The sequence below is a fragment of the Propionivibrio soli genome, from assembly GCF_025770765.1.
Lineage (GTDB): Bacteria > Pseudomonadota > Gammaproteobacteria > Burkholderiales > Rhodocyclaceae > Propionivibrio > Propionivibrio soli.
In genome coordinates this window covers 52943-79173 of the sequence record NZ_JANZKY010000005.1, presented here as the reverse complement: position 1 = coordinate 79173, position 26231 = coordinate 52943, and the positions used below count along the sequence as shown (strand labels likewise).

At 59.6% G+C, this 26231-nt stretch carries 26 protein-coding genes; 17 read left to right on the top strand and 9 right to left on the bottom strand.

Going from position 1 to position 26231, the window contains the following annotated elements:
• The first annotated feature begins 25 nt into the window (after positions 1-25).
• From NZ453_RS06930 to NZ453_RS06905, 6 genes are all read left to right on the top strand, one after another.
• A complete protein-coding gene (locus NZ453_RS06930) occupies positions 26-409 on the top strand; it encodes a hypothetical protein (protein ID WP_263769741.1) in 384 nt (127 codons plus the stop codon).
• A gap of 323 nt (positions 410-732) precedes the next feature.
• Positions 733-1578 (top strand): formate/nitrite transporter family protein, encoded by an 846-nt coding sequence (locus tag NZ453_RS06925; RefSeq protein ID WP_263769740.1) that lies wholly within the window; start codon positions 733-735, stop codon positions 1576-1578.
• A 72-nt stretch (positions 1579-1650) separates the two neighbouring features.
• The gene (gene pflB / locus NZ453_RS06920; protein ID WP_263769738.1) at positions 1651-3981 is read left to right on the top strand and encodes a formate C-acetyltransferase; all 2331 of its coding nucleotides are present in this window, start codon (positions 1651-1653) and stop codon (positions 3979-3981) included.
• Between the two features lie 137 nt (positions 3982-4118).
• Positions 4119-4880 (top strand): pyruvate formate-lyase-activating protein, encoded by a 762-nt coding sequence (gene pflA, locus NZ453_RS06915; protein ID WP_263769737.1) that lies wholly within the window; start codon positions 4119-4121, stop codon positions 4878-4880.
• A 164-nt stretch (positions 4881-5044) separates the two neighbouring features.
• Positions 5045-5611, top strand: a complete 567-nt coding sequence (gene dcd / locus NZ453_RS06910; protein ID WP_263769736.1) for a dCTP deaminase — start codon at positions 5045-5047, stop codon at positions 5609-5611.
• 122 nt (positions 5612-5733) lie between these two features.
• On the top strand, positions 5734-7974 hold the full coding sequence (locus NZ453_RS06905; protein ID WP_263769734.1) for an arginine/lysine/ornithine decarboxylase: 2241 nt from the start codon (positions 5734-5736) through the stop codon (positions 7972-7974).
• 15 nt (positions 7975-7989) lie between these two features.
• On the opposite strand, the gene NZ453_RS06900 is transcribed toward NZ453_RS06905, so the two are convergent.
• Together NZ453_RS06900 and NZ453_RS06895 are read right to left on the bottom strand one after the other, a co-directional pair.
• The gene (locus tag NZ453_RS06900) at positions 7990-8508 is read right to left on the bottom strand and encodes a dihydrofolate reductase (protein ID WP_263769733.1); all 519 of its coding nucleotides are present in this window, start codon (positions 8506-8508) and stop codon (positions 7990-7992) included.
• A gap of 6 nt (positions 8509-8514) precedes the next feature.
• Positions 8515-9336 (bottom strand): thymidylate synthase, encoded by an 822-nt coding sequence (locus NZ453_RS06895; RefSeq protein WP_263769732.1) that lies wholly within the window; start codon positions 9334-9336, stop codon positions 8515-8517.
• Positions 9337-9525: 189 nt separating this feature from the next.
• Between NZ453_RS06895 and NZ453_RS06890 the strand changes: the two genes are divergently transcribed.
• Positions 9526-11052 (top strand): hypothetical protein, encoded by a 1527-nt coding sequence (locus tag NZ453_RS06890; RefSeq protein ID WP_263769731.1) that lies wholly within the window; start codon positions 9526-9528, stop codon positions 11050-11052.
• A gap of 21 nt (positions 11053-11073) precedes the next feature.
• On the opposite strand, the gene yjgA is transcribed toward NZ453_RS06890, so the two are convergent.
• Positions 11074-11637 carry a ribosome biogenesis factor YjgA gene (yjgA, locus tag NZ453_RS06885; RefSeq protein ID WP_263769730.1) on the bottom strand — a complete coding sequence of 188 codons (564 nt, stop codon included), beginning with the start codon at positions 11635-11637 and terminating at the stop codon, positions 11074-11076.
• Between the two features lie 197 nt (positions 11638-11834).
• Between yjgA and pmbA the strand changes: the two genes are divergently transcribed.
• Positions 11835-13208, top strand: coding sequence for a metalloprotease PmbA (gene pmbA, locus NZ453_RS06880; RefSeq protein ID WP_263769729.1), 1374 nt, complete (start codon positions 11835-11837; stop codon positions 13206-13208).
• Between the two features lie 106 nt (positions 13209-13314).
• Positions 13315-14397: a TRAP transporter substrate-binding protein gene (locus NZ453_RS06875; protein ID WP_263769728.1), complete on the top strand. Its 1083-nt coding sequence runs from the start codon at positions 13315-13317 to the stop codon at positions 14395-14397.
• 78 nt (positions 14398-14475) lie between these two features.
• Here the strand turns inward: NZ453_RS06875 and NZ453_RS06870 are convergent, their stop codons facing one another.
• The gene (locus NZ453_RS06870; protein WP_263769945.1) at positions 14476-15948 is read right to left on the bottom strand and encodes a TRAP transporter large permease; all 1473 of its coding nucleotides are present in this window, start codon (positions 15946-15948) and stop codon (positions 14476-14478) included.
• Positions 15948-16541 (bottom strand): TRAP transporter small permease subunit, encoded by a 594-nt coding sequence (locus NZ453_RS06865; protein WP_275983100.1) that lies wholly within the window; start codon positions 16539-16541, stop codon positions 15948-15950. Before NZ453_RS06865 ends, NZ453_RS06870 begins: the two co-directional genes overlap by 1 nt.
• Before the next feature lie 242 nt (positions 16542-16783).
• Between NZ453_RS06865 and NZ453_RS06860 the strand changes: the two genes are divergently transcribed.
• From NZ453_RS06860 to ribD, 4 genes are read left to right on the top strand one after another with little or no spacing between them, the layout of a single operon-like run.
• Positions 16784-17416, top strand: coding sequence for a histidine phosphatase family protein (locus tag NZ453_RS06860; protein ID WP_263769726.1), 633 nt, complete (start codon positions 16784-16786; stop codon positions 17414-17416).
• Positions 17417-17471: 55 nt separating this feature from the next.
• Positions 17472-18722, top strand: a complete 1251-nt coding sequence (gene glyA / locus NZ453_RS06855; protein WP_263769725.1) for a serine hydroxymethyltransferase — start codon at positions 17472-17474, stop codon at positions 18720-18722.
• 53 nt (positions 18723-18775) lie between these two features.
• Complete coding sequence (nrdR, locus tag NZ453_RS06850) at positions 18776-19246, top strand: transcriptional regulator NrdR (protein ID WP_263769724.1); 471 nt, start codon at positions 18776-18778, stop codon at positions 19244-19246.
• 8 nt (positions 19247-19254) lie between these two features.
• On the top strand, positions 19255-20340 hold the full coding sequence (gene ribD / locus NZ453_RS06845) for a bifunctional diaminohydroxyphosphoribosylaminopyrimidine deaminase/5-amino-6-(5-phosphoribosylamino)uracil reductase RibD (protein WP_263769723.1): 1086 nt from the start codon (positions 19255-19257) through the stop codon (positions 20338-20340).
• Between the two features lie 108 nt (positions 20341-20448).
• On the opposite strand, the gene NZ453_RS06840 is transcribed toward ribD, so the two are convergent.
• The 4 genes from NZ453_RS06840 to NZ453_RS06825 form a co-directional block, all read right to left on the bottom strand.
• On the bottom strand, positions 20449-21213 hold the full coding sequence (locus tag NZ453_RS06840) for a HesA/MoeB/ThiF family protein (protein WP_263769722.1): 765 nt from the start codon (positions 21211-21213) through the stop codon (positions 20449-20451).
• A 68-nt stretch (positions 21214-21281) separates the two neighbouring features.
• Positions 21282-21707, bottom strand: coding sequence for a hypothetical protein (locus NZ453_RS06835; RefSeq protein ID WP_263769721.1), 426 nt, complete (start codon positions 21705-21707; stop codon positions 21282-21284).
• 21 nt (positions 21708-21728) lie between these two features.
• Entirely contained in the window at positions 21729-23135 is a 1407-nt protein-coding gene (locus tag NZ453_RS06830; RefSeq protein WP_263769720.1) for a S41 family peptidase, read from the bottom strand.
• A gap of 15 nt (positions 23136-23150) precedes the next feature.
• Positions 23151-24494 carry a murein hydrolase activator EnvC family protein gene (locus NZ453_RS06825; protein ID WP_263769719.1) on the bottom strand — a complete coding sequence of 448 codons (1344 nt, stop codon included), beginning with the start codon at positions 24492-24494 and terminating at the stop codon, positions 23151-23153.
• A gap of 104 nt (positions 24495-24598) precedes the next feature.
• Between NZ453_RS06825 and NZ453_RS06820 the strand changes: the two genes are divergently transcribed.
• The 4 genes from NZ453_RS06820 to secB all read left to right on the top strand — a co-directional run bounded on the left by NZ453_RS06820 (position 24599) and on the right by secB (position 26188).
• Positions 24599-24901 carry an ArsR/SmtB family transcription factor gene (locus tag NZ453_RS06820; protein WP_263769944.1) on the top strand — a complete coding sequence of 101 codons (303 nt, stop codon included), beginning with the start codon at positions 24599-24601 and terminating at the stop codon, positions 24899-24901.
• A 90-nt stretch (positions 24902-24991) separates the two neighbouring features.
• Entirely contained in the window at positions 24992-25408 is a 417-nt protein-coding gene (locus tag NZ453_RS06815; protein WP_263769718.1) for a rhodanese-like domain-containing protein, read from the top strand.
• Between the two features lie 20 nt (positions 25409-25428).
• Positions 25429-25680 carry a glutaredoxin 3 gene (grxC, locus tag NZ453_RS06810; RefSeq protein ID WP_263769943.1) on the top strand — a complete coding sequence of 84 codons (252 nt, stop codon included), beginning with the start codon at positions 25429-25431 and terminating at the stop codon, positions 25678-25680.
• A gap of 46 nt (positions 25681-25726) precedes the next feature.
• A complete protein-coding gene (gene secB / locus NZ453_RS06805; RefSeq protein ID WP_263769717.1) occupies positions 25727-26188 on the top strand; it encodes a protein-export chaperone SecB in 462 nt (153 codons plus the stop codon).
• Positions 26189-26231 lie beyond the last annotated feature (43 nt).

Below are 26231 nucleotides of genomic sequence, written 5' to 3'. Positions count from 1 at the left end.
GTTAGTAAAGAAGAGGGGAGTGCGGATGCTCGGATGTGACGGTTGCACCATGTGCTGCAAGACGATGAAGGTCCGCGAACTCGACAAGCCCGGCGATACGTGGTGCCGTCACTGCGAGATCGCCCGGGGGTGTGCCGTGTATGAAATGCGGCCCGACTCTTGCCGTACGTACGAATGCATCTGGTTGCAGACACAACGGCTTGAGAAACCGATGGCACCGGAGTTACGCCCGGATCGTTCGCGGGTCGTCGTCGGCACGACCAATCAGGGCGAGGACCTCGTTCTCTATGTCGGCGCGGATCGCCCCGATGCCTGGCGCACCGGCGCCTTCGGGCGTTTTGTTACGCAGATGAAAGCCAGGGGAACGGCAGTTTTTATCAGCCGCAACGACGTCCTGACGCCGGTATAGGTGTTGGCGCCACAAAACCTTGGTGTCGGAAGTCGGCGCGTAAGAGTGCGATCTGGCCCGCGACTCCTCGCGCCTCCCACGCCTCTTCTGAATAAGCACAATATCGAGTAAAATTAGCGGTTTTCGCCATCCCGGCTTGATGCCGTCATCGGCTCGTTTGCTCCTCTCTGGAGCCGATGTTCCCGGTTGTCGCACTCGAAGAGCTTCGTTCCGCGCATTGAGCGTGTCTGGATTCCCCGAATCCCGGTGGCGTTTTGTTTGTTTTCGCTATTGCGAGCGGCCAATGGACCGCCGTGACCGGTTTTTGTTCAATTGGGTTATCCATGTATCTAGAAACTGTCGATAAGTTTGCCGAGCTGGCGGCAAAAAAGGTCAAGTACCAGAAACAATCTCCCGCAGGTTTTTTTGTCGGCGCGATGATGGCCGGAGCGTATGTCGGGCTAGCGATCATCCTGATCTTCACGCTGGGCAATGATGTCGATCCCTCGATACGCAGGTTGGTCATGGGCGCGTGTTTCGGTATCTCGCTGACCTTGGTCATCTTTGCCGGTTCGGAACTCTTCACCGGTTACACCATGTACATGTCGCTTGGCTGGCTGCGCGGACAGACGAAGCTGAGCGATTCGATCCGGCTGTGCGCGCTCACGTGGGTTGGCAACCTCGCCGGGGCGCTGCTGGTGACCTCGATTTTTCTCGTCTCCGGCGGCGGCAATCTGGTTGGGGGAACGGTTCTCTACGATATCGTGGGCCACAAGATGCACGCGTCGGCTCTCCAGATTTTCGCCCGGGGCATGCTGTGCAATTGGCTCGTGTGTCTGTCCGTGTGGATGACGGCGCGCACCAAGAGCGACGCGGCGAAGTGCATCCTGATCTTCTGGTGCCTGCTCGGTTTCATTGCCAGCGGCTACGAACACAGTGTTGCCAACATGACGGGCTTGAGCATTGGCGTGTTGGGTGGCGGCGATCCGACGGTCAATCTGGCCGGCTGGCTGCACAACCTGTTGTGGTCGACGCTGGGTAACGCGACCAGCGGTGTCCTGTTCATGGGGGCCGGTTACTGGTTTACATCGCGACCGTCGATCGCGGAGGCGGATCGGGTCAGCACCGAGTCCGGCTTGGCGGGCCAGACGGTTGCGTATGCGCAGAACGACGCGCCAGAAGCTTACTGAATTTGAATCGGGCCTGGTGCTGCGAAGCGCCGGCCTGGGAACACGAATTTTTAATGACGGAGGAAACACAGAATGGCCAGAGTGAAGAAAGCGGCCCTGACCACCACGGAAACCAAGCGCCAGGCGGAAGCGGCAGCGCCAGCTGCGGCTGTGCGTGAGAACGCTTGGGAAGGTTTCGAGGCAGGTCGGTGGACGAAGGAGATCAACGTCCGTGACTTCATCCATCGCAACTACACGCCCTACCTTGGCGACGACACGTTCCTGGCTTCCGCGACCGAGCGCACGCAGAAGGTCTGGCAACAGGTGCTCGAACTGTACAAGATCGAACGTGACAAGGGCGGCGTCCTGGACGCCGATACCCATGTCGTCGGCAACATTGCCACGCACGCGCCGGGGTACATCGACAAGAAGCTCGAGAAGATTGTCGGCCTTCAAACCGACAAACCTTTGAAGCGCGCGATGATGCCGTTCGGCGGCATCCGCATGGCGGCGCAGGCTCTCAAGGAATACGGCTACCAGATCGATCCAGAGATCGAACGCGTATTCAGCGAATACCGCCGCACGCACAACCAGGGCGTATTCGACGCGTATACCGAAGACATGCTGCGTGCGCGCAGTTCGGCGATCATCACCGGGCTGCCGGATGCCTACGGCCGTGGTCGCATCATTGGCGACTACCGTCGCGTGGCGCTGTATGGTCTCGACCGCCTTGTCGAGGACAAGAAATCGCAGAAGCACGAGTTGCGCCTCGATGTGATCAAGGAAGAGACGATCCGGCTGCGTGAAGAATTGTCGCGCCAGATCATGGCGCTGGAAGAGCTCCGCGAAATGGCAGCGAGCTACGGTTTCGATATCTCGAAGCCGGCGCGCAATGCCCAGGAAGCCGTGCAGTGGACCTACTTCGGCTACCTCGCCGCAATCAAGGAACAGAACGGCGCCGCCATGTCTCTTGGCCGCGTCAGCACCTTCCTCGACATCTACGTCGAGCGCGACATCAACGAAGGGTTGATGACTGAAGTTGATGCGCAGGAATTGATCGACGACCTCGTCATCAAGCTCCGTATGGTGCGGTTCCTGCGGACGCATGATTACAACTCACTGTTCTCTGGCGACCCGACCTGGGTGACGGAGGCCATTGGTGGTGTGGGTATTGACGGCCGTCCGCTGGTCACCAAGAACAGTTTCCGTTTCCTGCATACGCTGACGACGCTCGGCCCGGCACCCGAGCCGAATCTGACGGTGCTCTGGTCGCAATTGCTGCCCAAGGGCTTCAAGGACTATTGCGCCAAGCAGTCGATCGAGACGAGTTCGATCCAGTACGAGAGCGACGATCTGATGCGCCAGTATTGGGGCGACGACTACTCGATCGCGTGCTGCGTATCGGCGATGCGCACCGGCAAGCAGATGCAATTCTTCGGTGCTCGTGTCAACCTCGCGAAGGCTCTGCTGTACGCGATCAACGGCGGGCGCGACGAAATCACCGGCAAGCAGGTGACAACGCCCTTCGCACCGATCACCACCAACGTGCTGAGGTATGACGAAGTCATGTCCCGCTTCGACCACGTGCTTGACTGGCTGGCCGGAACGTACGTCAATGCGCTCAACGTCATCCACTACATGCACGACCGCTACGCCTACGAGCGCGTCGAGATGGCGCTGCACGACATGCACATCCTGCGCACGATGGCCTGCGGCATCGCCGGCTTGTCGGTCGTCGCCGATTCACTCTCGGCGATCAAGTACGCCAAGGTGCACGTCATTCGGGACGAGACGGGGCTGGCGGTCGATTACCAGATCGACGGCGAATTTCCGATGTTCGGCAACGACGACGACAACGTCGACGAGATCGCGACGACTGTGGTCAAGAGTTTCATGGAGAAGTTGCGCCAACATCCGACCTATCGCGATGCAATGCATACACAGTCGGTGCTGACTATCACCTCGAACGTCGTGTACGGCAAGAAGACGGGCAACACCCCGGACGGCCGCAAAGCCGGGGAACCGTTCGCTCCGGGTGCCAACCCGATGCATGGCCGCGACATGAAGGGCGCCATGGCGTCGATGCGCTCGGTGGCCAAGATCGACTACGAGCATGCGCAGGACGGCATCTCGTATACCTTCTCGGTGGTGCCGAAGGCGCTTGGCAAGACCGCCGCGGAGCGCGTGGGGAACATGGTCGGACTGCTCGATGGCTACTTCGGCGAGGGTGGTCAGCACATCAACGTGAATGTGTTTACCCGCGAGACGCTCCAAGACGCAATGGACCATCCGGAGAAGTACCCGCAGCTGACCGTCCGCGTGTCCGGTTACGCCGTCAACTTCATCAAGCTGACGCGCGAGCAGCAGCAAGACGTCATCAACCGCACCTTCCACGAGAAACTGGCTTCCGCGTCCTGCCTGTGATCGTGATGACTACGGAGCGCCGGTTGCCCGCTTGTCGGCAGGCGCTGGCGGCCGTGTCCTGAGGAGAACCGGGGGCGGCCACTGTACGGGCCGCTTCGGGTTTGTCCTACCGTTACACCTAAGTTCGAGTCGCTGCAATGAAGATCAAGTCGCGTCCGCGAAAAACGGAGCCGGTCGTCGGCTATATCCATTCCATAGAAACACTGGGCACGGTAGACGGCCCGGGTGTACGCTTCGTGATCTTTACGCAGGGGTGCCCCTTGCGCTGCCTCTATTGCCACAACCCCGACAGTTTAAAGATGAAATGGGGCCGCTTGATCTCGTCCGGCCTGCTGCTGGACAAGATTGAGAAGACTGCCGGGTTTCTCCAGCGAGCCAAAGGCGGGGTGACGATCAGCGGCGGGGAACCGTTGGTGCAGCCAAAGTTTGTGGCTTCGCTCCTCCGCGGTTGTAAGGAGATGGGCGTACATACGGCGATCGATACGACGGGTTATCTTGGGGCCAAAGCCACCGACGCGATGCTCGCCGACACGGACCTCGTCCTGCTCGACATCAAATCGTCCGATCCGGAAACCTATCGGCGCGTGACCGGCGTTGACCTGCAGCCGACACTCGATTTCGCCCGTCGCCTGGAGCGCATGGGCCGCACGATGTGGATACGCTTCGTGCTCGTTCCCGGCTTGACGGACGACCGCGCGAACGTCGAGGGGCTTGCTGATTTCGTGTCCTCGCTGAAGACGGTCGAGCGCGTCGAGGTGATTCCCTTCCACAAAATGGGCGAGTTCAAATGGAAAGAACTTGGCCTGTCCTACCAGTTGGGCGATACCGAGCCACCGACACAGGAATCCATCGACCGCGTGCGGCTGGCCTTTTCATCCCGGGGACTGACGGTCGTGTGATCGGAAGCGTGGTCCGCCCCCGACCTTGGCCCCCCTGGCGTACCGAACGGCCGCTTTTCTTGCCCTGTTCGTCGAGTCTTCGACGCACTGCTTGCTTTTCCCCCATCCGTTTGCGGAAACCGTAAAATAGCGGCCTTTATTCAACCGATCCCGGGTAGTCAGCGATGTCCATCAAATCCGACAAGTGGATCCGCCGCATGGCGGAGGAACACGGCATGATCGAGCCGTTCGAGCCCAATCAGGTGCGCTCGATCGATGGACGGAGGATCGTTTCGTACGGGACGTCGAGCTACGGTTACGACATTCGCTGCTCGAACGAATTCAAGTTGTTCACCAACATCAACTCGACGATCGTGGATCCGAAGAACTTCGATCCCAATTCCTTCGTCGAAGTGACGAACGACTTCTGCATCATCCCGCCGAATTCGTTCGCCCTGGCCCGCACGGTCGAGTATTTCCGCATACCGCGCAGCGTCCTCACCATCTGCCTTGGCAAGAGCACCTACGCGCGGTGTGGCATCATCGTCAACGTCACCCCGTTCGAGCCCGAGTGGGAAGGCTATGTGACGCTCGAGTTCTCCAACACGACACCGCTGCCGGCGAAGATTTACGCCAACGAGGGTGTGGCGCAGGTTCTCTTCTTCGAGTCGGACGAAGAGTGCGAGACTTCTTACCGCGATCGCGGCGGCAAGTATCAGGGGCAAGTGGGCGTCACTTTGCCGAAAATGTAACCCTTCGCCATCCCTTCCGTTAAAGGCAAATGAGCAGCGGTTCCCGGTTGTCGGAACGCGCTGCTTCGACCGCTTCCCCGACGTTCCAGGCTATTGAGCCACTTCAGAATGCAGGAGTACCCATGCACTTCAACTTCCCGGTCATCATTATCGACGAGGACTTCCGTTCCGAAAACGCGTCGGGCCTCGGTATCCGCAAACTCGCCGACGCGATCCGCAAAGAGGGCTTCGAGGTCCTCGGTGTCACCGGCTATGGCGATTTGACCTCCTTCGCCCAGCAGCAAAGCCGGGCGTCCGCTTTCATCCTCTCGATCGACGACGAGGAGTTCACCTCCGGTGAGGCAGAGAAAACGATCGCCGACCTGCGCTCGTTCGTTAACGAGATCCGCTTCCGCAACACCGATATCCCGATCTTCCTGCACGGTGAAACCCGCACTTCTCGGCACATTCCGAACGACGTGCTGCGCGAACTGCATGGGTTCATCCATATGTTCGAGGACACGCCGGAGTTTATCGGCCGCTACGTCGCTCGCGAGGCAAGAACCTACCTGAAGAGCGTGCCGCCGCCATTTTTCAGTGCGCTGACCCACTATGCTGCCGACGGTTCGTTTTCCTGGCACTGCCCCGGACACTCCGGTGGCGTGGCTTTCCTGAAGAGCCCGGTCGGCCAGATGTTCCATCAGTTCTTCGGCGAAAACATGCTGCGCGCCGACGTATGCAATGCGGTTGAGGAACTTGGCCAACTTCTCGACCATACCGGTCCGGTCGCCGCGTCGGAGCGTAATGCGGCGCGCATTTTCAACGCAGACCATCTGTTCTTCGTCACCAACGGGACGTCGACGTCGAACAAGATCGTCTGGCACTCGACGGTGGCGCCGGGCGACGTGGTTATCGTCGACCGTAACTGCCACAAGTCGGTGCTCCACTCGATCATCATGACTGGCGCGGTGCCCGTGTTCCTGATGCCGACGCGCAATCACTTCGGGATCATCGGCCCGATCCCGAAGGAAGAATTTCGCTGGGAGAACATCCAAAAGAAGATCGCTGCGCACCCGTTCGCACGTGACGTGAAGGCCAAGCCACGCGTGCTGACGATAACGCAGAGCACCTATGACGGCATCCTCTACAACGTCGAGGAAATCAAGGAAATGCTCGACGGCAAGATCGACACCCTGCACTTCGATGAGGCCTGGCTGCCGCATGCGGCGTTTCACGACTTCTATGGCGATTACCATGCGATCGGGGCCGATCGCCCGCGATGCAAGGAGTCGATGGTCTTTTCGACTCAATCGACGCACAAACTATTGGCCGGTCTTTCGCAAGCCTCACAGATCCTGGTTCAGAACTCGGAGGTTCGTGAACTCGACCGAAGCGTTTTCAACGAAGCGTATCTGATGCACACCTCGACGTCGCCGCAGTACTCGATCATTGCTTCTTGCGACGTCGCCGCCGCGATGATGGAAGCGCCCGGTGGTACAGCGCTCGTCGAAGAGTCGATCGCCGAAGCCCTCGATTTCCGCCGCGCGATGCGCAAGGTGGACGAGGAGTGGGGCGAGAACGACTGGTGGTTCAAGGTCTGGGGGCCCGACGATCTCTCCGAGGAAGGGATCGAGGAGCGCGAGTCTTGGATGCTCAAACCCGGCGATCGCTGGCACGGCTTCGGCCAACTGTCCGACGGCTTCAACATGCTCGACCCGATCAAAGCGACCGTCATTACACCGGGACTCGCCCTCGACGGCGATTTTGCGGACCACGGCATTCCGGCATTCATCGTCACCAAATACCTCGCTGAGCACGGTGTCATTGTCGAGAAGTGCGGCCTGTACTCGTTCTTCATCATGTTTACCATCGGCATCACCAAAGGCCGCTGGAACACGATGGTCACCGAGTTGCAGCAGTTCAAGGATGACTACGACAAGAACCAGCCGCTGTGGCGGATCCTCCCGCAATTCGTCGCCAAGTATCCCTGCTACGAGCGCATCGGGCTGAAGGATCTGTGCCACTTGATCCATGGCGTGTATTCGGTGAACGACGTGGCACGATTGACGACGGAGATGTACCTTTCGGACATGGTCCCGGCGATGAAGCCGACGGAGGCGTTCGCCAAAATGGCTCACCGTGAAATCGACCGGGTTCCGCTGGATGAACTGGAAGGCCGCATCACCAGCACGTTGCTGACACCGTATCCTCCCGGCATACCGCTGCTGATTCCCGGCGAGCGCTTCAACGCGACGATCGTGCGTTACCTCAAATTCGCCCGCATGTTCAATGAGCAGTTCCCGGGATTCGAAACCGACATCCACGGGCTCGTCAAGGAAGTCGTGGACGGCAAGACTACGTATTACGTCGACTGCGTGCGCTAAAGGGGCCGGGAAGGGTCAGGCGGCGGCGCGCTTGTTCCGTCGCTCATAGACGGCAAAGGAGAAAGCGGGCGTCGTACGTGTGTCCGGCTGTCGACGCTCGATCTCGTTCCAGTCGGCGGGCGAGACTTGGGGAAAGCTGGCGTCGCCCGCAAAGGGTGCTTCGATCTCGGTGAGATAGAGACGATCGGCAAGCGCTAGAGCCTCGGCATATATTTGAGCGCCGCCGATGATGAAGATTTCCTGCATATCTTCGGCGAGACGAATCGCTTCTGCGAGCGAATTTGCCAGCGTCGCGCCTGGTGCATCGTAGTTTCGGTTCCGGCTGATCACGATGTTCTTCCGCCCTGGCAATGGCCGGAACGAGTCGGGTAATGACTCCCACGTCTTGCGCCCCATGATCACCGGTTTCCCACGTGTCGTTTCGCGGAAGTGGCGCATGTCTTCCGGCAGGTGCCAGAGCAGCTTGTTGCCGTCGCCGATGACTCCGTTGGCGGCAACGGCGGCGATCAACGAGATCATCGGCTTGCGGGCCATGCCGAGCTAGACAGCCACGGGAGCAGCGATGTGCGGATGCGGATCGTAGCCTTCGAGCGTGAAATCCTCAAAACGGAAGGCAAAAATGTCGCGGGCGTCCGGGTTGATGCGCATCGTGGGAAGCGGTCGGGGATCGCGGTTTAGCTGCAGCCGAGCTTGCTCGAAATGGTTGCTGTAAAGGTGCGCGTCGCCAAAGGTGTGTACGAAATCGCCGGCGCGGTAGCCGCAGACTTGCGCGAGCATCATCGTTAGCAGCGCGTATGAGGCGATATTGAAGGGAACGCCAAGGAAGATGTCGGCGCTGCGTTGATAAAGCTGGCACGACAGCCGCGGACGCGGATCGGCCCCCCCCGGCAACGGAGGGGCGACGTAGAGTTGGAACAAGGCGTGGCAGGGCGGCAGCGCCATGCGGTCGACGTCGGCCGGATTCCATGCGGTGACGATGTGCCGGCGCGAGTCCGGGTTCTTTTTCAGCCCGTCCACCAATTGCGCGATCTGGTCGATTTCGCGCCCGTCTGGCGTCTTCCAGTGTCGCCATTGGTGGCCGTACACCGGGCCGAGATCGCCGTTCTCGTCGGCCCATTCGTCCCAAATGCGCACGCCGTTTTCCTTCAGATAACGGATATTCGTATCGCCCTGCAGAAACCATAGCAGTTCATGGATGATCGAACGCAGGTGAAGCTTCTTCGTCGTCAGCACAGGAAAGCCTGCTTCGAGGTCGAAACGCATTTGCCAGCCGAAGACTGAACGGGTGCCCGTGCCAGTACGGTCTGCTTTGGAAACTCCGTGCTCCAGCACGTGGCGCATCAGGTCGAGGTACGGCTTCATGGCGTCGATGTATCCAGGGATGATCCTGAGTATTGTAATAGATTGGCCTCTCCCGCCCACTTTCAATGGGGGTTTCAAGACGTTTTCGCACCTGCCAGTGCGCGGCTTGCAGCTTTCGGGGCCCGCCTTATACTGTCGGGATAAATTGCCACTTCTCCCCATGAAACCGGGGATCAAGGACTGCCTGCCATGATCTTGAAGCTTTTTTCGTCGCGCCCGGATCATCCGCTCGGCGACGCCAAGGAACTCAAGCGCATTCTCGCGGAACTGCCGCTCGATAACGCATTTCGCGCCGTCGATGAAATCTACGGTTGGTACGAGTCGCTGCAGACGGCCGACGATTTCCGTATCGATCAGCTTTTCGACGTAGTGCGGCAACTGGATGACGCGGCCCAGCATTCGTTACGCCGCTTGTCGAGGGACTACCTCAATTCTCCCCGACTTTCCAAGAGTGACGAGCGTCGATTGTGGACGATGTGCTACAACTACGCGGGAGAGGTTTCGAGCCTTTACGCCCGCTGCATCGACGTGGCACAGCGTAATCCCAAGGAAAAGGCCAGCGAGGCCCTGAAGCCGATGCTGCCGCTTGCGGCAGCCCGCGCGGTCGCCGCGCGGGCAATGCAACTGAAGTGGGTGGAGTTGCGCTATGGCCCCATCGGCGAAGACCTTTGGCGCGGCCTGGGACGTCCGTACTTGGCAGCGGAGGCTGGCGGTTACGCCCAAAAACAGGTACAGCTTTATCCCGGGCATCCGGCGACGACGAACGTTGCGCAGCAATATTTGCAGGCGCTCATTTTCCATGCTTCCTCCACCGATAGCCTGATGCCGCTTGAGATCGAGCTTGCCGATCGTCTTATTGCGCATTTCCAGCAGCGTTTCGCGTTCTCGCATGATTGCCAACCTGATAGCGTTTACTGGGTCGATGTGGCGAGCGGCTCACCGCCCGTGCGCTTGGCGCGCAAGCCGGAGCGACTCTCCTCTTCCTTGCGTTTCTTCTCGCCCGGTACGGCTCCTCAGGCGTTAAACGAGCTGGTGCGGGTTGTCGAACGCGGCGAGATTCCCTCCGATCTAAACCTTGGTGGTGAATACCTGGCGAAAGTATTGCTGCCTGTGCTGCGTCATCTGGCGATGTACTGGGCGCCGGAGCCTCCGCAGCGCGAGCACAAACGTCACTCCGTGAAGGCGCGCATCGCGGTGCTGCAAGGCTTCGATGACTGCTTCACGGTGTTCGCCGGCGACGTCGCGCGCATTGGTAAGGAGCGCAATGCCGAAAGCTGGGTGGTCGAGAATGTCAGTCTCGGTGGCTTCGGCGCGGGGGTCGACGACCTCGGCGAGTGGCTGAAGATCGGCGCCTTGCTTGCAATGCAGCCCGAAGGTGGCGACAACTGGGTACTCGGCATGGTGAAACGCTTCAACAAGGAGTCCGAGGCGCACGCCAGCGTTGGCATTCAGGCGTTGTCGCGTCAAGCGCAGAGCATTGAGTTGCGACCGCGCACGTCGGGTTTTTCGGCCACGGGTGCAATTCCCGGTATCTGGCTGCGCGAAAGCAACGGCTCAGGCGAGGCGCGCGTCGTGATGCCGGCCGCGAGTTTCGATCTGCGCGAGAGTCTTGAATTCGTCCACGACGAGCAGCGCTACCTGTTGACGCCGATCGAACTCGAGGAAACCGGAAGCGGCTTCGAAATCGCTCGCTATCGCGAGCAGATTGTCGCCTAGCGTAGTAGCGTAGTGCCGGGACTACCCGGCACTTTCGCCTGTCGATTCTTCCGATGCTTCGTCGCCCGGTTCGTGGCCGCTACTCCCCTCGTTTTCCAATGACTTGAGCACCTGGAAGATCGCACGGTAACTACGCGGGGGACGGTTTTGCTCCTGCTCCTTCAATGCGGCCCTACGTAGCGACCGCAAGTGTTGCAAATCGACTGCCGGGTAGCGCTCCGCCAAACCGTTGAGAACCTTTTCGTCGGCCAGCAAATCGGTGCGCAGGCGCTCGATACGATGGAGCTTCGCCGTCTCGCCCGCCGATTCTCCGCGCACATCGGCGAGCGCAGCGCGGATAGGCTCGGCGTCCACCTTACGCATCAGCTTGCCGATGTACTGCATTTGGCGCCGACGCGCTTCGTCATGGCGTTTCATTCGTTGTGCTTCGGCGACGGCGTCACGCAGATCGTCGGGGATGGCAATTTTCTTTACGCGGTCTGCCGGTAGCGCTACCAGCTCTTCGCCGAGCGTCTGGAGTTCATCCATTGCTTTCTTGCGGCGCGTCTTCGATAGGGGGGCAGATTCTTCTTCGTGGATGTCCATAATGTCCGTAAGCTTAGCCGCTCTGATTGCCGCGAAGAATGCGGTGTTGAGAGCCTGTGTCTCCGCTGCCGCCGTGTTTCGGGTTCGGCTCCCGTCAAGGATGGCGCCGAGGCGCCGTCCCAGTCTTCACGCCCCGCGGGCCAAGCGCTGCGCGTCAAACTGCTATCATAGCGTTTTTGGTGTCCGGTACAGCGCCCATGTCGAGCATTCCTTCGTCTTCCGCCGCCGAATCCCGCTTTGGTCATCGGCTGGAAAACCTGCAAACCCTGGCTCAGGACGTTCTCGATCATGCCCGGCAAGCCGGCGCCAGCGACTGTGAGGTCGACGTGTCCGAAGGGTTCGGGCAGGCGGTCACTGTCCGTTGTGGCGACGTAGAAACGATCGAGTACAACCGCGACAAAGGCATCGGCGTTACAGTTTATCTTGGCCAGCACAAAGGGCACGCGAGTACCTCTGACTTTTCATCAGCGGCATTGCGTGAAACAGTCGATGCCGCGTTGAGCATTGCGCGCTTTACCGCGGCGGACCCGTCCTCCGGTCTGCCCGAGACCACTCTCCTGGCGACCCGCGAGCAGGGGTTTCGTGACCTAGGCTTGTACCATCCATGGTTGCTATCCGTTGATGGGGCGGTTGACCTCGCTCGGCGTTGTGAGGAGGCCGCGTTTGCGGTCAGTCCGCAGGTTACGAACTCGGAAGGAGCGACTGCTTCTATTCAAGAGGGGCAGTTCGTGTCGGCGAACAGCCTCGGTTTCATGGGCGGGTATCCGACGTCGCGCCACTACCTTTCGTGTTCCGTCATCGCTGGCAAGGATGAAAACATGCAGCGCGACGACTGGTATTCCACGTCGCGTGACGCGCGGGAAATCGCCAGCCCGGAAGCAATCGGAGACTATGCAGCACGCCGCGCGCTGGCACGGCTCGGCGCTCGCAAGATCAAGACCTGCAAGGTGCCGGTGCTTTTCGAGGCTCCTCTTGCGGCTTCGCTGATCGGCAATTTCGTACATGCCGCGAGCGGAGGTAGCTTGTATCGTCGAGCGTCGTTCCTCATCGATAGTGTCGGCAAATCAGTGTTCTCGAAGAACGTTCAGATTAGCGAACGACCGCACTTGCTGGGTGGCCTCGCCAGCTCTCCCTTCGACAACGATGGCGTCGCAACGCGTGACCGCGAGGTCGTCACCGACGGCGTGCTGCAAGGCTATTTCCTGAGCGCCTACACGGCACGCAAGCTCGGGTTGCAGACGACCGGGAACGCTGGCGGGTGCCACAACCTCATCGTGCGCCCGGGCGAGGAAGACTTCGTGGGGTTGTTGAGAAAGATGCGGCGTGGCCTGCTCGTTACCGAATTGCTTGGACAAGGCATCAACTACGTCAACGGCGATTATTCGCGCGGTGCCGCGGGCTTTTGGGTCGAGAACGGGGAGATCGTTCACGCCGTAGAGGAAGTAACGATCGCCGGGAACCTGCGAGACATGTTCCGGAATGTTGCCGCCATCGGGAGCGATGTCACCGTACGGGGTTCGAGGCAGGTCGGTTCAATTCTCATCGAGCAGATGAAAATTGCGGGAAATTGAACGGCGGCGGTTTTTCCTGCCCCCGTTTTCGTCGAGCCATGGCGGCTTTGGCTATAATCAGTCGGTCGTCTGCATATGGGCCCAATAACCAGGAGGGGATGAAGCAATGGAAAGACGTTCGTTTTTGAAGAAGGCCGGTGTGGGAATCGCTGCCGGTGCGGTGGCCGTGCCAGCAATCGCGCAGAATGCGCCGACGATCAAGTGGCGGATGGCGTCGAGTTTCCCGAAGAGCTTGGACACCCTGCACGGTTCGGCCGAATTCCTGGTCAAGCGGATTTCGGACATGACGGGCGGCAAATTGCAAATCCAGTTGTTCGCGGCAGGCGAAATCGTTCCCGGCCCGGGGGTTCATGACGCCGTCAAGGACGGTACGGTCGAAATCGGCTTCACCTGCTCGTATTACTATTTCGGCAAGGACCCCACGTACTGCATCGATACCGCGATCCCGTTCGGGATGAACGCGCGTCAGGTGAAAGCCTGGTATCGGCAGGGCAACGGGGCCAAGTTGATGGCGGACTTCTTCGCCAAATCGAACATCGTCTCCTTCCCCACAGGCAACACGGGGGTGCAGATGGGTGGTTGGTATCGCAAGGAGATCAAGAGCGTTAACGACTTCAAGGGCATGAAGATGCGCGTTGCCGGTCTCGCCGGCGCAGTGCTTTCGAAGCTCGGCGTCGTGCCGCAGCAGATCGCCGGGAGCGATATTTACCCGGCGCTTGAGAAAGGCACGATCGACGCGGTCGAATGGGTCGGCCCGTACGACGACCAGAAGCTGGGGTTCAACAAGGTCGCCAAGTACTACTACTATCCGGCGTGGTGGGAGGGCGGTCCGCAGATTTCGACTTACATCAATTCGAAGAAGTGGGCTGAATTGCCGAAGGAATATCAGACGATCATCGAAGCGGCGTGTGCGGACACGGACGCGGAAATGTGCGCACGGTACGACGCTAAGAACCCGGTAGCTCTGAAGCAGCTTCTTGCCTCGGGTACCAAGATGCTTCCCTTCCCGAAAGATGTCATGGAGGCGAGTTACAAGGCGGCTATGGAGTATTACGCGGAAACGTCGGCGAAGAATCCTGAGTTCAAGAAAATTTACGACGACTACAAAAAATTCCTGGACGAGCAAAACCTCTGGTTCCGCGTGGCGGAGAACGAGTACGCCAAGTTCATGTTTAGCCGCAAGAGCTAAGTCAAAGCAGCAACAAAGGAAACGGGGGCTTTTGCCCCCGTTTTTGTTTTCCAGACTTCCTCGGACCTTTGCCGATTTTTATTTTGAGTCCGTCGGCGGCTGTTCAGGCGCCGCCGTTTCACCTTCCGCCGGAGCTTCTTCTGACGGAGTCTCAGACGGCTCGTCGTAGTTGGTTTCCGGCAATACGATCTCGACGGAGTTCACGTCCACCGTGGTCTGTTTGTCCAGGCTGACAGTCACCATCTGCGGGACAAGGATAACCAGCAGAACCATCAGGACCTGCAGGCAGACGAAAGGAATGGCACCCCAATAGATGTCGCTCGTCTTCACTGACTGAGGTGCGACCGAGCGCAGGAAGAACAGCGCGAAGCCGAAGGGCGGGTGCAGGAAGGACGTCTGCATATTGACGCCAAGCAGCACCCCGAACCAGATCAGGTCGATGCCGAGTTTTTCAGCGACGGGGGCGAGCAATGGGACGACGATGAACGACAACTCGAAGTAGTCGAGGAAGAATGCAAGCACGAAGACCATCAGGTTGACGGTGATCAGGAACCCGAGTTGCCCGCCGGGCAGGGAGACCAACAAATGTTCGACCCACAAATGGCCGTCGACGGCATAGAAGGTCAAGGAGAATACCCGTGCCCCGATCAGCACGAACACCACGAAAGTCGTCAGCTTCGCCGTACTGTCCATCGCTTGCTTGAGGAGCTTCAAGTTCAGCCGCTTGCGGACGATTGCCATAACCAGTGCGCCAGTCGCTCCCATCGCGCCGCCCTCGGTGGGTGTCGCAATACCGAGAAAGATCGTTCCGAGCACAAGAAAAATCAGAAGCAACGGCGGCACGAGCGTTGTGAGGACCCTCAAAGCGAGCCGAACGCCGCGCAACGTCCGGGCTTCCGGTGGGAGCGCTGGCACCCAGTGCGGCTTAACGATCGAGACAGCAATCACGTAGGAGACATAGAGGCCGGTCAGCACCATCCCAGGGATGAAGGCGCCGGCGTACATGTCGCCGACTGACCGACCCAGTTGGTCAGCCATGATAATTAATACGAGGGAAGGTGGAATGATCTGGGCGAGGGTTCCAGAGGCGGCAATGACGCCGCTGGCAAGCCGTTTGTCGTATCCGTAGCGCAGCATGATGGGCAGCGAAATCAATCCCATCGAGATTACTGAGGCGGCGACGACCCCCGTGGTTGCCGCCAGTAAAGCGCCGACGAAAATGACGGCATAGGCGAGACCGCCGCGTATCGGGCCAAACAATTGCCCAATCGTTTCCAGCAAGTCTTCGGCCATGCCGGAGCGCTCGAGGATGAGCCCCATGAACGTGAAGAACGGTACTGCCAAGAGCGTCTCGTTCGACATCACGCTCATGATGCGGTCGGGCAATGCTTGGAATATCTGCGGACCGAGCAGCCCGAGTTCGATCCCGAGCAGTCCGAAAACGACCCCATTTGCAGCCAGGGCAAAAGCAACCGGGAAACCGAGAAGCAGGAACGCCACCATGGAAGCGAACATGATCGGCGCCATATTCGCGACGATAAACTCGGCCATCATTTAGCTCCCTTTCGCTGTCGGATCGCCCGTGCCAGCTCTTCCTCGGCCGAGACTTCGTTACGCTTGGATGTGGGGTCCGGACAAAGGCCCTTCAGAAACCCGATTCTTTTTATGAGTTCGGAAATCCCTTGCACGATGAGTAGAAGGAAACCGACAGGGACCATCAAGCGAGCAGGCCAGACGATGAGTCCGCCGGCGCTGTTGGACATCTCGCTCGATTCGAAGGCGTGCATGAACACCGGCCACGAAAGGACAAGAATCGCCACCGCCATTGGCATCAGGAAAAAGAGAATGCCGAAAACGTCGATCCACGCTTGAGTGCGCCTTGAGAACCGGCCCGATATCAGATCGATGCGCACATGTTCGTTTCTGAGCAGGGTATAGCCCGAGCAGGAAAGGAAAATCAGGCCGAACAGGTTCCACTGGACCTCGAGAAAAGCGTTGGAACTGAAGTTCAGGGTGTAACGCATCACCGCGTTGCCGGCGCTGATTAGCACGACGATCAGGACCACCCAGAGGGCGATCTTGCCGATTCGTTCGGTCAACGCGTCAATCGCGCGTGACAGCTTAAGGAGGGCGTTCACGGGCATTCCTTCGAGATTGAATCTGTTAATGTTCTTTTGACGTTCGGCGATCGACACTCGTGCCCGGTTGCTGCAAGATTCCGCTTCTTCAGCAGGCGCAGCCCAGATCTGCAGGTGGCGAGGGGGAACGCGCGATTATCCCACAGAAGGCTGGTGACGGTCACGATGAGACCGTTCCCGAAGCTGTGGCGTCAGGGTACCGTTCCCAACGCCTATTGACGTATCGAATTGCGATACATGGAAAAGGAATGACGAGGATTTGCTTGGTCCGTCACGGACAGACGGACTGGAATGTGGCGTTACGTATGCAGGGTCACCGGGATCTGCCGTTGAATCGCGTGGGGGAGGCGCAAGCCCTCGCGGCCGGGCTCGCTTTCGCCGGGACTTCCGCGGCGGCCATTTATAGCAGCGACCTTCAGCGCGCCAGGCGTACCGCGGCTCCGATCGCAGAGGCGCTCGGCTTGCCCGTCGTCCCCCTGGTTGCGTTACGCGAACGCAATTTCGGCCGTTGCGAGGGGATGACGATTGCAGAGATACGAGCCACGTACGCGGCGGATGCCGAAGCGTTTGCCCGGCGAGATCCGGACTATGTTCCGCCCGGCGGAGAAAGTCGGCGACAGTTCCGCGAGCGGGTAATTGCTTGCCTGCAGGAGTTGGTGGACTATCATCCCGAGCAAAATATTGTCGTCGTGACGCACGGCGGGGTACTCGACGCGGTTTACCAATGGATCCACGGATTGCCGCCGGAAACTCCGCGGAACTACGCGATTCCTAATGCAGGCATCAACTGGATTTGCATCGAAGAACGGTCCTGTTCGATCGAGCGGTGGGCCGACGTGACTCACCTAACCCCTGTGGGGAATGGGCCGGAGGAGCCGTAATACCCGTTGCTGCGTGTTACAATTCGCCACTTTTCAATGGCTTGTGAGGCAAACGATGTTTTCGGCTAAAGACACCTTGGCAGTGGTTGATCCGGAACTGTGGCAGGCGATCGAGAAGGAGAATCGTCGCCAGGAAGAGCACATCGAGCTCATCGCCTCGGAGAACTACGTCAGCAAGGCGGTGATGCAGGCGCAAGGGTCGCAGCTGACGAACAAGTATGCCGAAGGTTATCCGGGCAAGCGTTATTACGGCGGTTGCGAGTACGTGGATATCGCAGAACAGATTGCCATTGATCGCTTGAAAAAGCTCTTCGGAGCCGACGCCGCCAACGTCCAGCCGAACTCGGGTTCCCAGGCCAACCAAGCCGTGCTCATGGCGTTCGCTAAGCCGGGCGACACGATCATGGGCATGAGCTTGGCGGAAGGCGGACACCTCACGCACGGCATGCCGCTGAACATGTCGGGGAAATGGTTCAACGTTGTCGCCTACGGGCTCAACGAGAGCGAAGAGATCGACTATGACCGCATGGAAGCGCTCGCGCGCGAACACAAGCCGCGGATCATCATCGCCGGTGCATCGGCCTACTCGTTGCGCATCGATTTCGAACGCTTCGCCAAGGTCGCCAAGGAAGTGGGTGCCATCTTCTGGGTGGACATGGCGCACTACGCCGGACTGATTGCCGCCGGTTGCTATCCGAATCCGGTTCCGTTTGCCGACGTGGTCACCTCAACGACCCACAAGACGTTGCGCGGACCGCGCGGCGGTGTGATCCTGATGAAGGCCGAGCACGAGAAAGCCATCAACTCGGCGATCTTCCCCGGCCTGCAAGGCGGCCCATTGATGCATGTTATTGCCGCCAAAGCGGCTGCGTTCAAGGAAGCGCTCAGCCCAGAATTCGCTGAGTACCAGGAAATGGTCGTTGCCAATGCCCGCGTCATGTCACGCGTGCTCGCCGAACAGCGTGGGTTGCGCATCGTGTCGGGACGCACCGAATCACACGTGTTCCTCGTTGATCTGCGCTCCAAGAACATCACGGGCAAAGAAGCCGAAGCGGTGCTTGGGAAGGCGCATATCACGGTCAACAAAAACGCGATCCCCAACGACCCCGAGAAACCCATGGTCACGTCCGGCATCCGAATCGGAACGCCGGCGATGACGACGCGGGGGTTTACCGAGATCGAGGCCGAAGAGGTTGCCCATCTCATCGCTGATATCCTCGATGCGCCAAGCGATGAGAGCGTCATTGCACGTGTGCGCCAACAAGTAGCGGCGCTGTGCAAGAAGTATCCGGTCTACGGTGCGTGATCGCCGAGCGTCCTCGCTTTTCCCGGAAATCGGGGAGCCGGTGAGGTTCTGAGATGAAATGCCCATTCTGCGGAGCTGCGGAAACGACGGTTGCCGATACGCGGATCAACGACGACGGCGACATCGTTCGACGCCGTCGTCGTTGCCTGAGCTGCGACAAGCGTTTTTCCACCTATGAGCGTGCTGAGATACGCTTGCCGCAGGTTGTTAAGAAAAATGGCTCGCGTGTTGACTTTGACCGCGACAAGCTCGCCGCCAGTCTCTGGCTCGCGCTGCGCAAACGTCCGGTGACGGTGGAAGGCGTGGACGCGGCCCTCGCCCGCATCGAAGAAAAGCTACTGGTGCTTGGCGAGCGCGAGATTCCGTCCGAGAAAATCGGCGAGATGGTCATGCGCGAATTGAAGAAGCTCGACAAGGTCGCTTACGTTCGCTTCGCCTCGGTCTATCGCAATTTCGAAGATGTGGACGAGTTTTCAGATCTCGTCCGTGAAGTTTCGCGGCCGGGCCAGCGCCGGGGCAGGTAGCCTTTCCGATGTTCAGCGCCGCCGACCACGAGCACATGGCGCGCGCCCTGCGCCTTGCCGAACGCGGCTTGTTTACGACCACACCCAATCCCCGCGTGGGCTGCGTCCTCGTCAAGAATGGCACGGTGGTCGGCGAAGGCTGGCACGAAAAAGCCGGCGGGCCACATGCCGAGAGGGTGGCCCTGGCCGAGGCCGGTGAGGCGGCGCGCGGGGCAACCGCCTATGTCACCCTAGAACCCTGTTGTCATCACGGCCGGACGCCGCCGTGTACGGACGCACTTATCGATGCAGGGGTTGCGCGGGTGGTGGCCGCGATGGAGGACCCCAATCCCCAGGTCGCCGGCCAGGGAATGGCGAGGCTCCTGGCCGCCGGGATCGTCGCCGAGTGTGGGTTGCTCAACGGCGAAGCGCGAGAATTGAACCTCGGCTTTGTTTGGCGGATGACGCGCGGCAGGCCCTGGTTACGCACCAAGCTGGCATCGACGCTCGACGGAAAGACCGCCCTCCAGAATGGCGTCAGCCAATGGATCACCGGCCCTGCAGCACGCCAGGACGGGCACCGTTGGCGAGCCCGGGCCTGCGCGATTCTGACGGGGGCGGGCACGGTGCGCAGCGATGACCCGCGTCTGAACGTTCGCGACGTCGGTACGCCGAGGCAGCCTCTCAAGATCGTTATCGACAACCGGCTCGAAATTTCTTCGTCCGCACGTTTGTTCGACGAGGGGCGCGTGCTCGTTGCAACGGCAAATCCAGACGCGGAGAAAGCGGCGCCTCTGCTTGCTCGCGGTGCTGAAGTCGCGTTATTCACCGATGGAAACGGCCGCGTCGATCTGCCGGCCTTGTTGCGCGAACTCGGGCGACGCGGCCTCAATGAAGTCCATGTCGAAGGCGGATATCGGCTGAACGGCGCCTTGCTTGACTCCGGCCTGCTCGACGAACTGCTGCTTTATATGGCTCCGTGCATAGTTGGTGACGCCGCTCGCGGGATGTTTGATCTACCGGCGCTTGGCTCGCTCGACGACAAACGCCCCTTGGTAATTCGAGATGCGCGTCTCGTCGGTTCCGATCTGCGGGTTGTCGCGCGGTTTTCCTGAGCGAGTCACAGAAACTCCGCTTGCATACCGATCGCATGGCAATTGTCTCTGGCTACCAAGTGCCGTCGGTTTGCTCCGTGTAATCCATCGATGGGAGTGTCAATCTTTTCAGATTCGCCGGCAGGCAGGAGTCGCGCAGATTGGACATTCCGGGTCCTTGGCGAACCGAACACTACGCCATTCCATCGTCAGTCCGTTGAGCAACTGCAAGCGCCCGGTGGCCGGTTCTCCAGCACCCGACAGCAGTTTCAAGGCTTCGGCCGCCTGCATTGTTCCGATGATTCCGGTTAGCGGAGCGAAAACGCCCATTACGGCGCAGCGCGTTTCCTCGACGTCTTCTCCCTCGGGAAAAAGACAGTGGTAGCACGGTGTGTCAGGGCGCCGTGGGTCGAATACCGCCAATTGCCCGCTGAAGCGGATGGCGGCGCCGGAAACGAGGGGTTTGCGGTGTTTCACACAAGCGCGGTTTACAGCGTGCCGTGTGGCGAAGTTGTCACAGCAATCGACGACGAGATTGACGCGCCCGACAACCTCGTCGAGCGCGTCATCGGACAACCGTTGGGCGATAGGTTCGACGACAACGTCGGAATTGATACTTCCCAGGGCGGTCTGGGCGGAAAGCACCTTGGCTTGCCCAACGCGTGCCTCGGTGTGCAGGATTTGCCGCTGCAGGTTGGTCAGATCGACGTTGTCACCATCAGCGATAACGAGGCGCCCGACACCCGCGGACGCAAGGTACAAAGCGGCGGGAGAACCAAGGCCTCCGGCCCCCACGACGAGCACTTGCGATTCGATGATCTTTAATTGCCCCTCGATACCCACCTCATTGAGCAGAATGTGGCGGCTGTAACGCACGAGTTGATCGTCGGTCATCTCATCCCGTAAGCGATGGGTCGATTAATTGAATAGCGGGAAACGAAGCGTTCAGCGGCCAAACCCGGCTATTTGTATTCGCGCCATTCCGGCGGCGTATCGTCGTGGTCCCCGTGCGGGTGCCGCTCCCAGGCGTGCGTGTAGGCTTCGTTCTGAGATTTCTTCAGTGGCCGGTCGGGAGCTTCCAGGTTATGCAATTGCGTTTCTTCGATGTAGTAGATGAGCGCGCGCATTAGTTTGCTCATCAACGTCGAGTCGAGGTGGAACCCCTTGTCTTCCAGTGAGACTTCCAGTTCTTCCAGCGAGTGCTCGCGTAAATCATAAGCCACGCCAACCGCGAGGTGGGATACGTCCGGGGTCGCCTCGACATGGTCGATGCGCGAGAGGAAGCTCGCGGCCTCCGGTACCTGACCCGGCGGAAACTTGGAAAACAGAATGTTCCGTTCCTTGCGGATCGGTTCCGGTTTATGTCCAGTTACCGCCGGCCGCTTCACGTCGCGCCCGAGAGGGAAACGCTACGGCTTCGGCTGCATGATCTGCAGCCCCTTGAGGAGATTCAGCGCCTGGCTCAACTGATAGTCGTTCTTCGACGCCAGTTCCCGGCTCGGCAAATCCGCTGATTCGTCCTCGTCTTCTTTGGTGGCGCCGTTCTTCGGTTTGGCGGCTGGCGTTTTGGCCGGTGCCTTGCCGGGTTGGGCGATGTCTTTCGTGCCGTTTTCCAAGTGGTTCTCAAGATCCACTTCCCTCAGACGAGTCGCCGAGGTGCCATTGGCGCGCTCTTCAACCACGATATCAGGAACGATCCCTTTCGCCTGGATCGACCGTCCGGACGGGGTGAAATAGCGTGCCGTCGTGAGTTTGATGGCGGCGCCGCCCGGTAGCGGAAGGACGGTCTGGACAGAGCCCTTACCAAAACTTCCGGTGCCCATGACTACCGCACGCTTATGATCCTGAAGGGCACCAGCCACGATTTCGGATGCTGAGGCCGAGCCGCCATTGATCAGGACGACCATCGGCACCTTGCGTGCCTCTGGCGGCAACGCCTTCATGTAGTCATCCTTGGTTCCGCGGAGATAATCGTCGGGAACCGCGAAATACTGGTGCTTGGCGTCCGGTGTTCGACCATCGGTCGAAGTGACAAGCGTTTGCGGCGGCAGGAAGGCGGCAGAGACGCCGATTGCCGTGTTCAGCAGTCCGCCGGGGTCGTTGCGCAGATCGAGAACGATGCCCTTGAGCGGTCCGGGTTTGTATAGGTCGTTCAGATGCTTGACCACGGACGAGGTCGTATTTTCCTGGAAAGACGTAACTCGCAGGTATCCGTAGCCCGGTTCGACGAGCTTCGACTTGACGCTCTGAACCTTAATGATTTCGCGCGTCAACGTGATTTCAAGCGGCTTGGTCTCGCCCTTGCGCAGGATGGTTAGTTTGATTTGCGTCTTCGGCTTGCCACGCATGCGCTTGACGGCGTCCGACAACGTCATGCCTTTGACCAGCGTTTCATCAAGCTTGAAGATCAGGTCGCCCGACTTTACTCCGGCACGGTCGGCGGGAGTGTCTTCAATCGGCGAGACGACTTTGACGAGGCCGTCTTCCATTCCGACCTCGATACCCAAGCCGCCAAATTCACCTTGCGTTCCTACCTGCAAATCCTTGTACGCGTCTGCATCCAGATAGGAGGAGTGCGGATCGAGATTCGACAGCATGCCACTGATGGCATGCGTGATCAGCTTCTTGTCCTCAACGGGTTCGACGTAGCCCTGCTTGATGGCGTTGAACACCTCGGCGAACGTGCGCAGTTCTTCGACCGGCAGGGTGGCTCGCGTGTCTTTCTGAGCGATCGCCGAAAACTGCAGGCTGATCAGTACGCCGCCTACCAGCCCAACACCGATCAATCCGGCTTGCTTCAACTTACCCATCCACATTACTCCATGACGATGTCACTTAAGGCTAACCCATTTGAGAGGGTCGAGAGGCTGTCCTTGATGACGCAATTCAAAGTATAAACCGGATTCCGTATTGCCACCGCTGTTGCCAACGGAGGCGATCGGGTCGCCTCCGCGCACGCCGTCACCCACCTGTTTCAGCAAGGCGTCATTGTTGCCGTAGACCGACATGTAGCTGCCCCCGTGGTCAACAATCACGAGATTCCCGAAACCGCGCATCCAGTCCGCAAATACCACTCGGCCTCCGGCGACGGCCCGCACTTCGCTCCCCGCTGCGGCGCGGATGAAGAGACCTTTCCATGTGCTGCCTTCCTGTCTCGGCGCTCCGAAACGGTTCGCGACGGTTCCCCGCGCGGGTAGACGCAATTCGCCTTTAAGGCGGGCGAAGTTCCCGGCCGGTGCGGCTTCCGGGATGTTGTCGTTGCGAATCTCCTCGGACGGTTTCCCAGGCGCGGTATTCTTCTGGGCCTGCGGCGATTCCTTCCGCGGCACCGGGCGACTTTGCGCCTTGCGGGTCGCGATGATCTTGTTCAGTTTCTGTATCAGTTGGGACAGCTGTTGCTCGTCGCGCTGCAGGTTGCCGATCTCGCGGCGCTGCTCGGAGATTTTTGCCGAAATGCGTTCGAGAACGGCCTTGCGCTGCTCGCGTTGGGCAACCAGTTTGCCGTGTTGTTCCTTCTGGCGGGCCTCAATTCCGGCCAGCTCTTCGCTACGGTCGCGATAGTCGCTGGCGAGCGTCTTCTTGCGCTGCAGCGTTGTTTCTATCTCGGCGAGCAAGTGCTGGCGTGCGCGCCCCACCGCCTCGAGATAGTAAAGATCGCGGGCCATCTGGCTAGGGTCGTCACCGCTCAGAAGCAACCGCAGCGAGTCCGGTTTTCCCTGCAAGTACTGACGGTAGGCGAGCTTGGCGAGCTGAGCCTGCTGCTCTTCAAGGCGGGTTTCCAGACCGCGTGCTTGTGCTCCCAAGTCCTTCAGCGTCGCTTCGACCTTGTTGCGCTGTGCGGTGAGGTCACTAAGCTCTCGTTGGGTCTCCGATATCTCGCGCTCGACCCCTTTGAGCTGATCGGCGGCGCCGACCCGCTTGGCCTCGGCTTCGGTCATCTCTTTGCGCAACGCCTCGATCTGTCCGCGCAGTTCCTTGAGGTCGCTCTTCTTCTCCGCGACATCACCGGGCGTTGGGGCTGCCGCTTTTTCCTTGGCAGCCCATGTGACGGCGGGTACGCAGAACAAGCCCATCAGGACGAATACGGCGATCCGCACGGTGGGCGCGTAGCGGGGCGATGGGAGCGAGACCAATGCTGTGATGGGGCGGGTGACGATACTACGGAGGAGGTCCATGCGGCGGCGTGGGATGGCGGAGGGTTTGCCCTGCGGCCGCCCCTCGGATCGGCATTTATTCTATAATGAATCCCCACACTTAACGAGTGCCAAGCATCGTGCCGATACAGGCCAGTTTGATCGACAAGCAAGAGCATATCGAACTAGCCGCGCGTGCGCTGAAGTCGATTTCCCACCCCTTGCGGTTGAAGATTCTGTGCGTTGTGGGTGATCAGGAAGCCTGCGTGCAAGAGATTGTCGAGGCCGTCGGTACGTCTCAAAGCAACATTTCGCAGCACTTGGCGATTCTGCGCGAGAAGGGCGTATTGGTAACGCGCAAGGATGCCAACCGGGTGTACTACCGTGTCGGAGATGCGCGCACGCTGCAGTTGATCGGCATGATGCGGGAAGTGTTCTGCGGGAGCTAGCGGTCCTCGCTGTGACCAGCTGCGCTGGTCGCGACTGGAGGAGAGGAGCCGGGCTTACTTGGTTAATAACTGCAATCTCTGGAGTCTCGCTTGGAATTTATTCAGCAAAACCTGCTTCTCGTTGCCGTTGCGATCGTCAGCGGTTCGCTGTTGTTATTCACGAGCCTCCGCCGGCCTGGCGGCGGGAACACTGTGTCGTCCACACAGGCGACGATGCTGATCAACCGTGAAAACGCACTGGTAATCGACATACGCGAGGCCGGCGATTACGCTGCCGGGCACCTGCCTGAGGCACGCAATATTCCGGCGGATCGCATTGAGGAACGGGCGGGTGACTTTGGGAGTGCAAAAGAGGCACCCGTAATCGTCGTCTGCCAGTCAGGTGCCCGCGCCGACGCCGCATGCAAGACACTGCAGAAGCTCGGCTTCACCAAGGTGCATAGCCTTGAGGGCGGGATCAACGCATGGCGTCAGGCCGGCCTGCCGCTCAAGAAAGGAAAGAAGTGAGTACCTATCGCCCCGTGCTGATGTACACGACCGCCGTTTGCCCGTATTGCTTGCGGGCCGAGCAGCTGTTGCGCGCGCGCGGCGTTGCCGACATCGAAAAAGTCCGGGTCGATCTCGATCCGGAACGCCGGGTCGAAATGATGCAGAAGACCTCGCGACGTACGGTACCGCAAATTTTCATTGGCGATACCCACGTGGGCGGTTGTGACGACCTGATCGCACTCGATCAGGCCGGCAAGCTGTTGCCTTTGCTGTCCGGCGATCCCGCCTGACGGTCCTGATTGCCCGTTACTCAATACAACTCATCACAGGATTACCATGACTGAACAAGAAGCCCCGTCTTTTGCCATCGAAAAACTCTACATCAAGGATCTCTCGCTCGAAGTGCCCAACGCACCGGCCATCTTCCTTGAACGTGAGAGTCCCGAAGTCAGCCTGCAATTGCAGACGGCGGCGCAGGGTCTCGGCGACGATGCCTTCGAAGTGACGCTGACGGTGACCGTCACCGCCAAGCTTGGCGAGAAAACCGTCTTCCTCGTCGAGATCGGGCAGTCCGGCATTTTCCGCATCCGCAACGTGCCGCAGGACAATCTCGATCCGCTGTTGTCCATTGCGTGCCCGAACATCCTCTTCCCGTATGCCCGCGAAGTGGTTTCGAACGAGGTCGTGCGCGCCGGTTTCGCACCGGTCGTTCTGCAGCCCGTGAACTTCGAGGCGCTGTACGCCGCCCGCATGCAGGAACAGCAAGAGGCGGCGGGCACTTCGCCGACCGTTCAGTAAGGCTGTACCCGGATAGATCCGGGGCGTCATTATTCCCCCATCC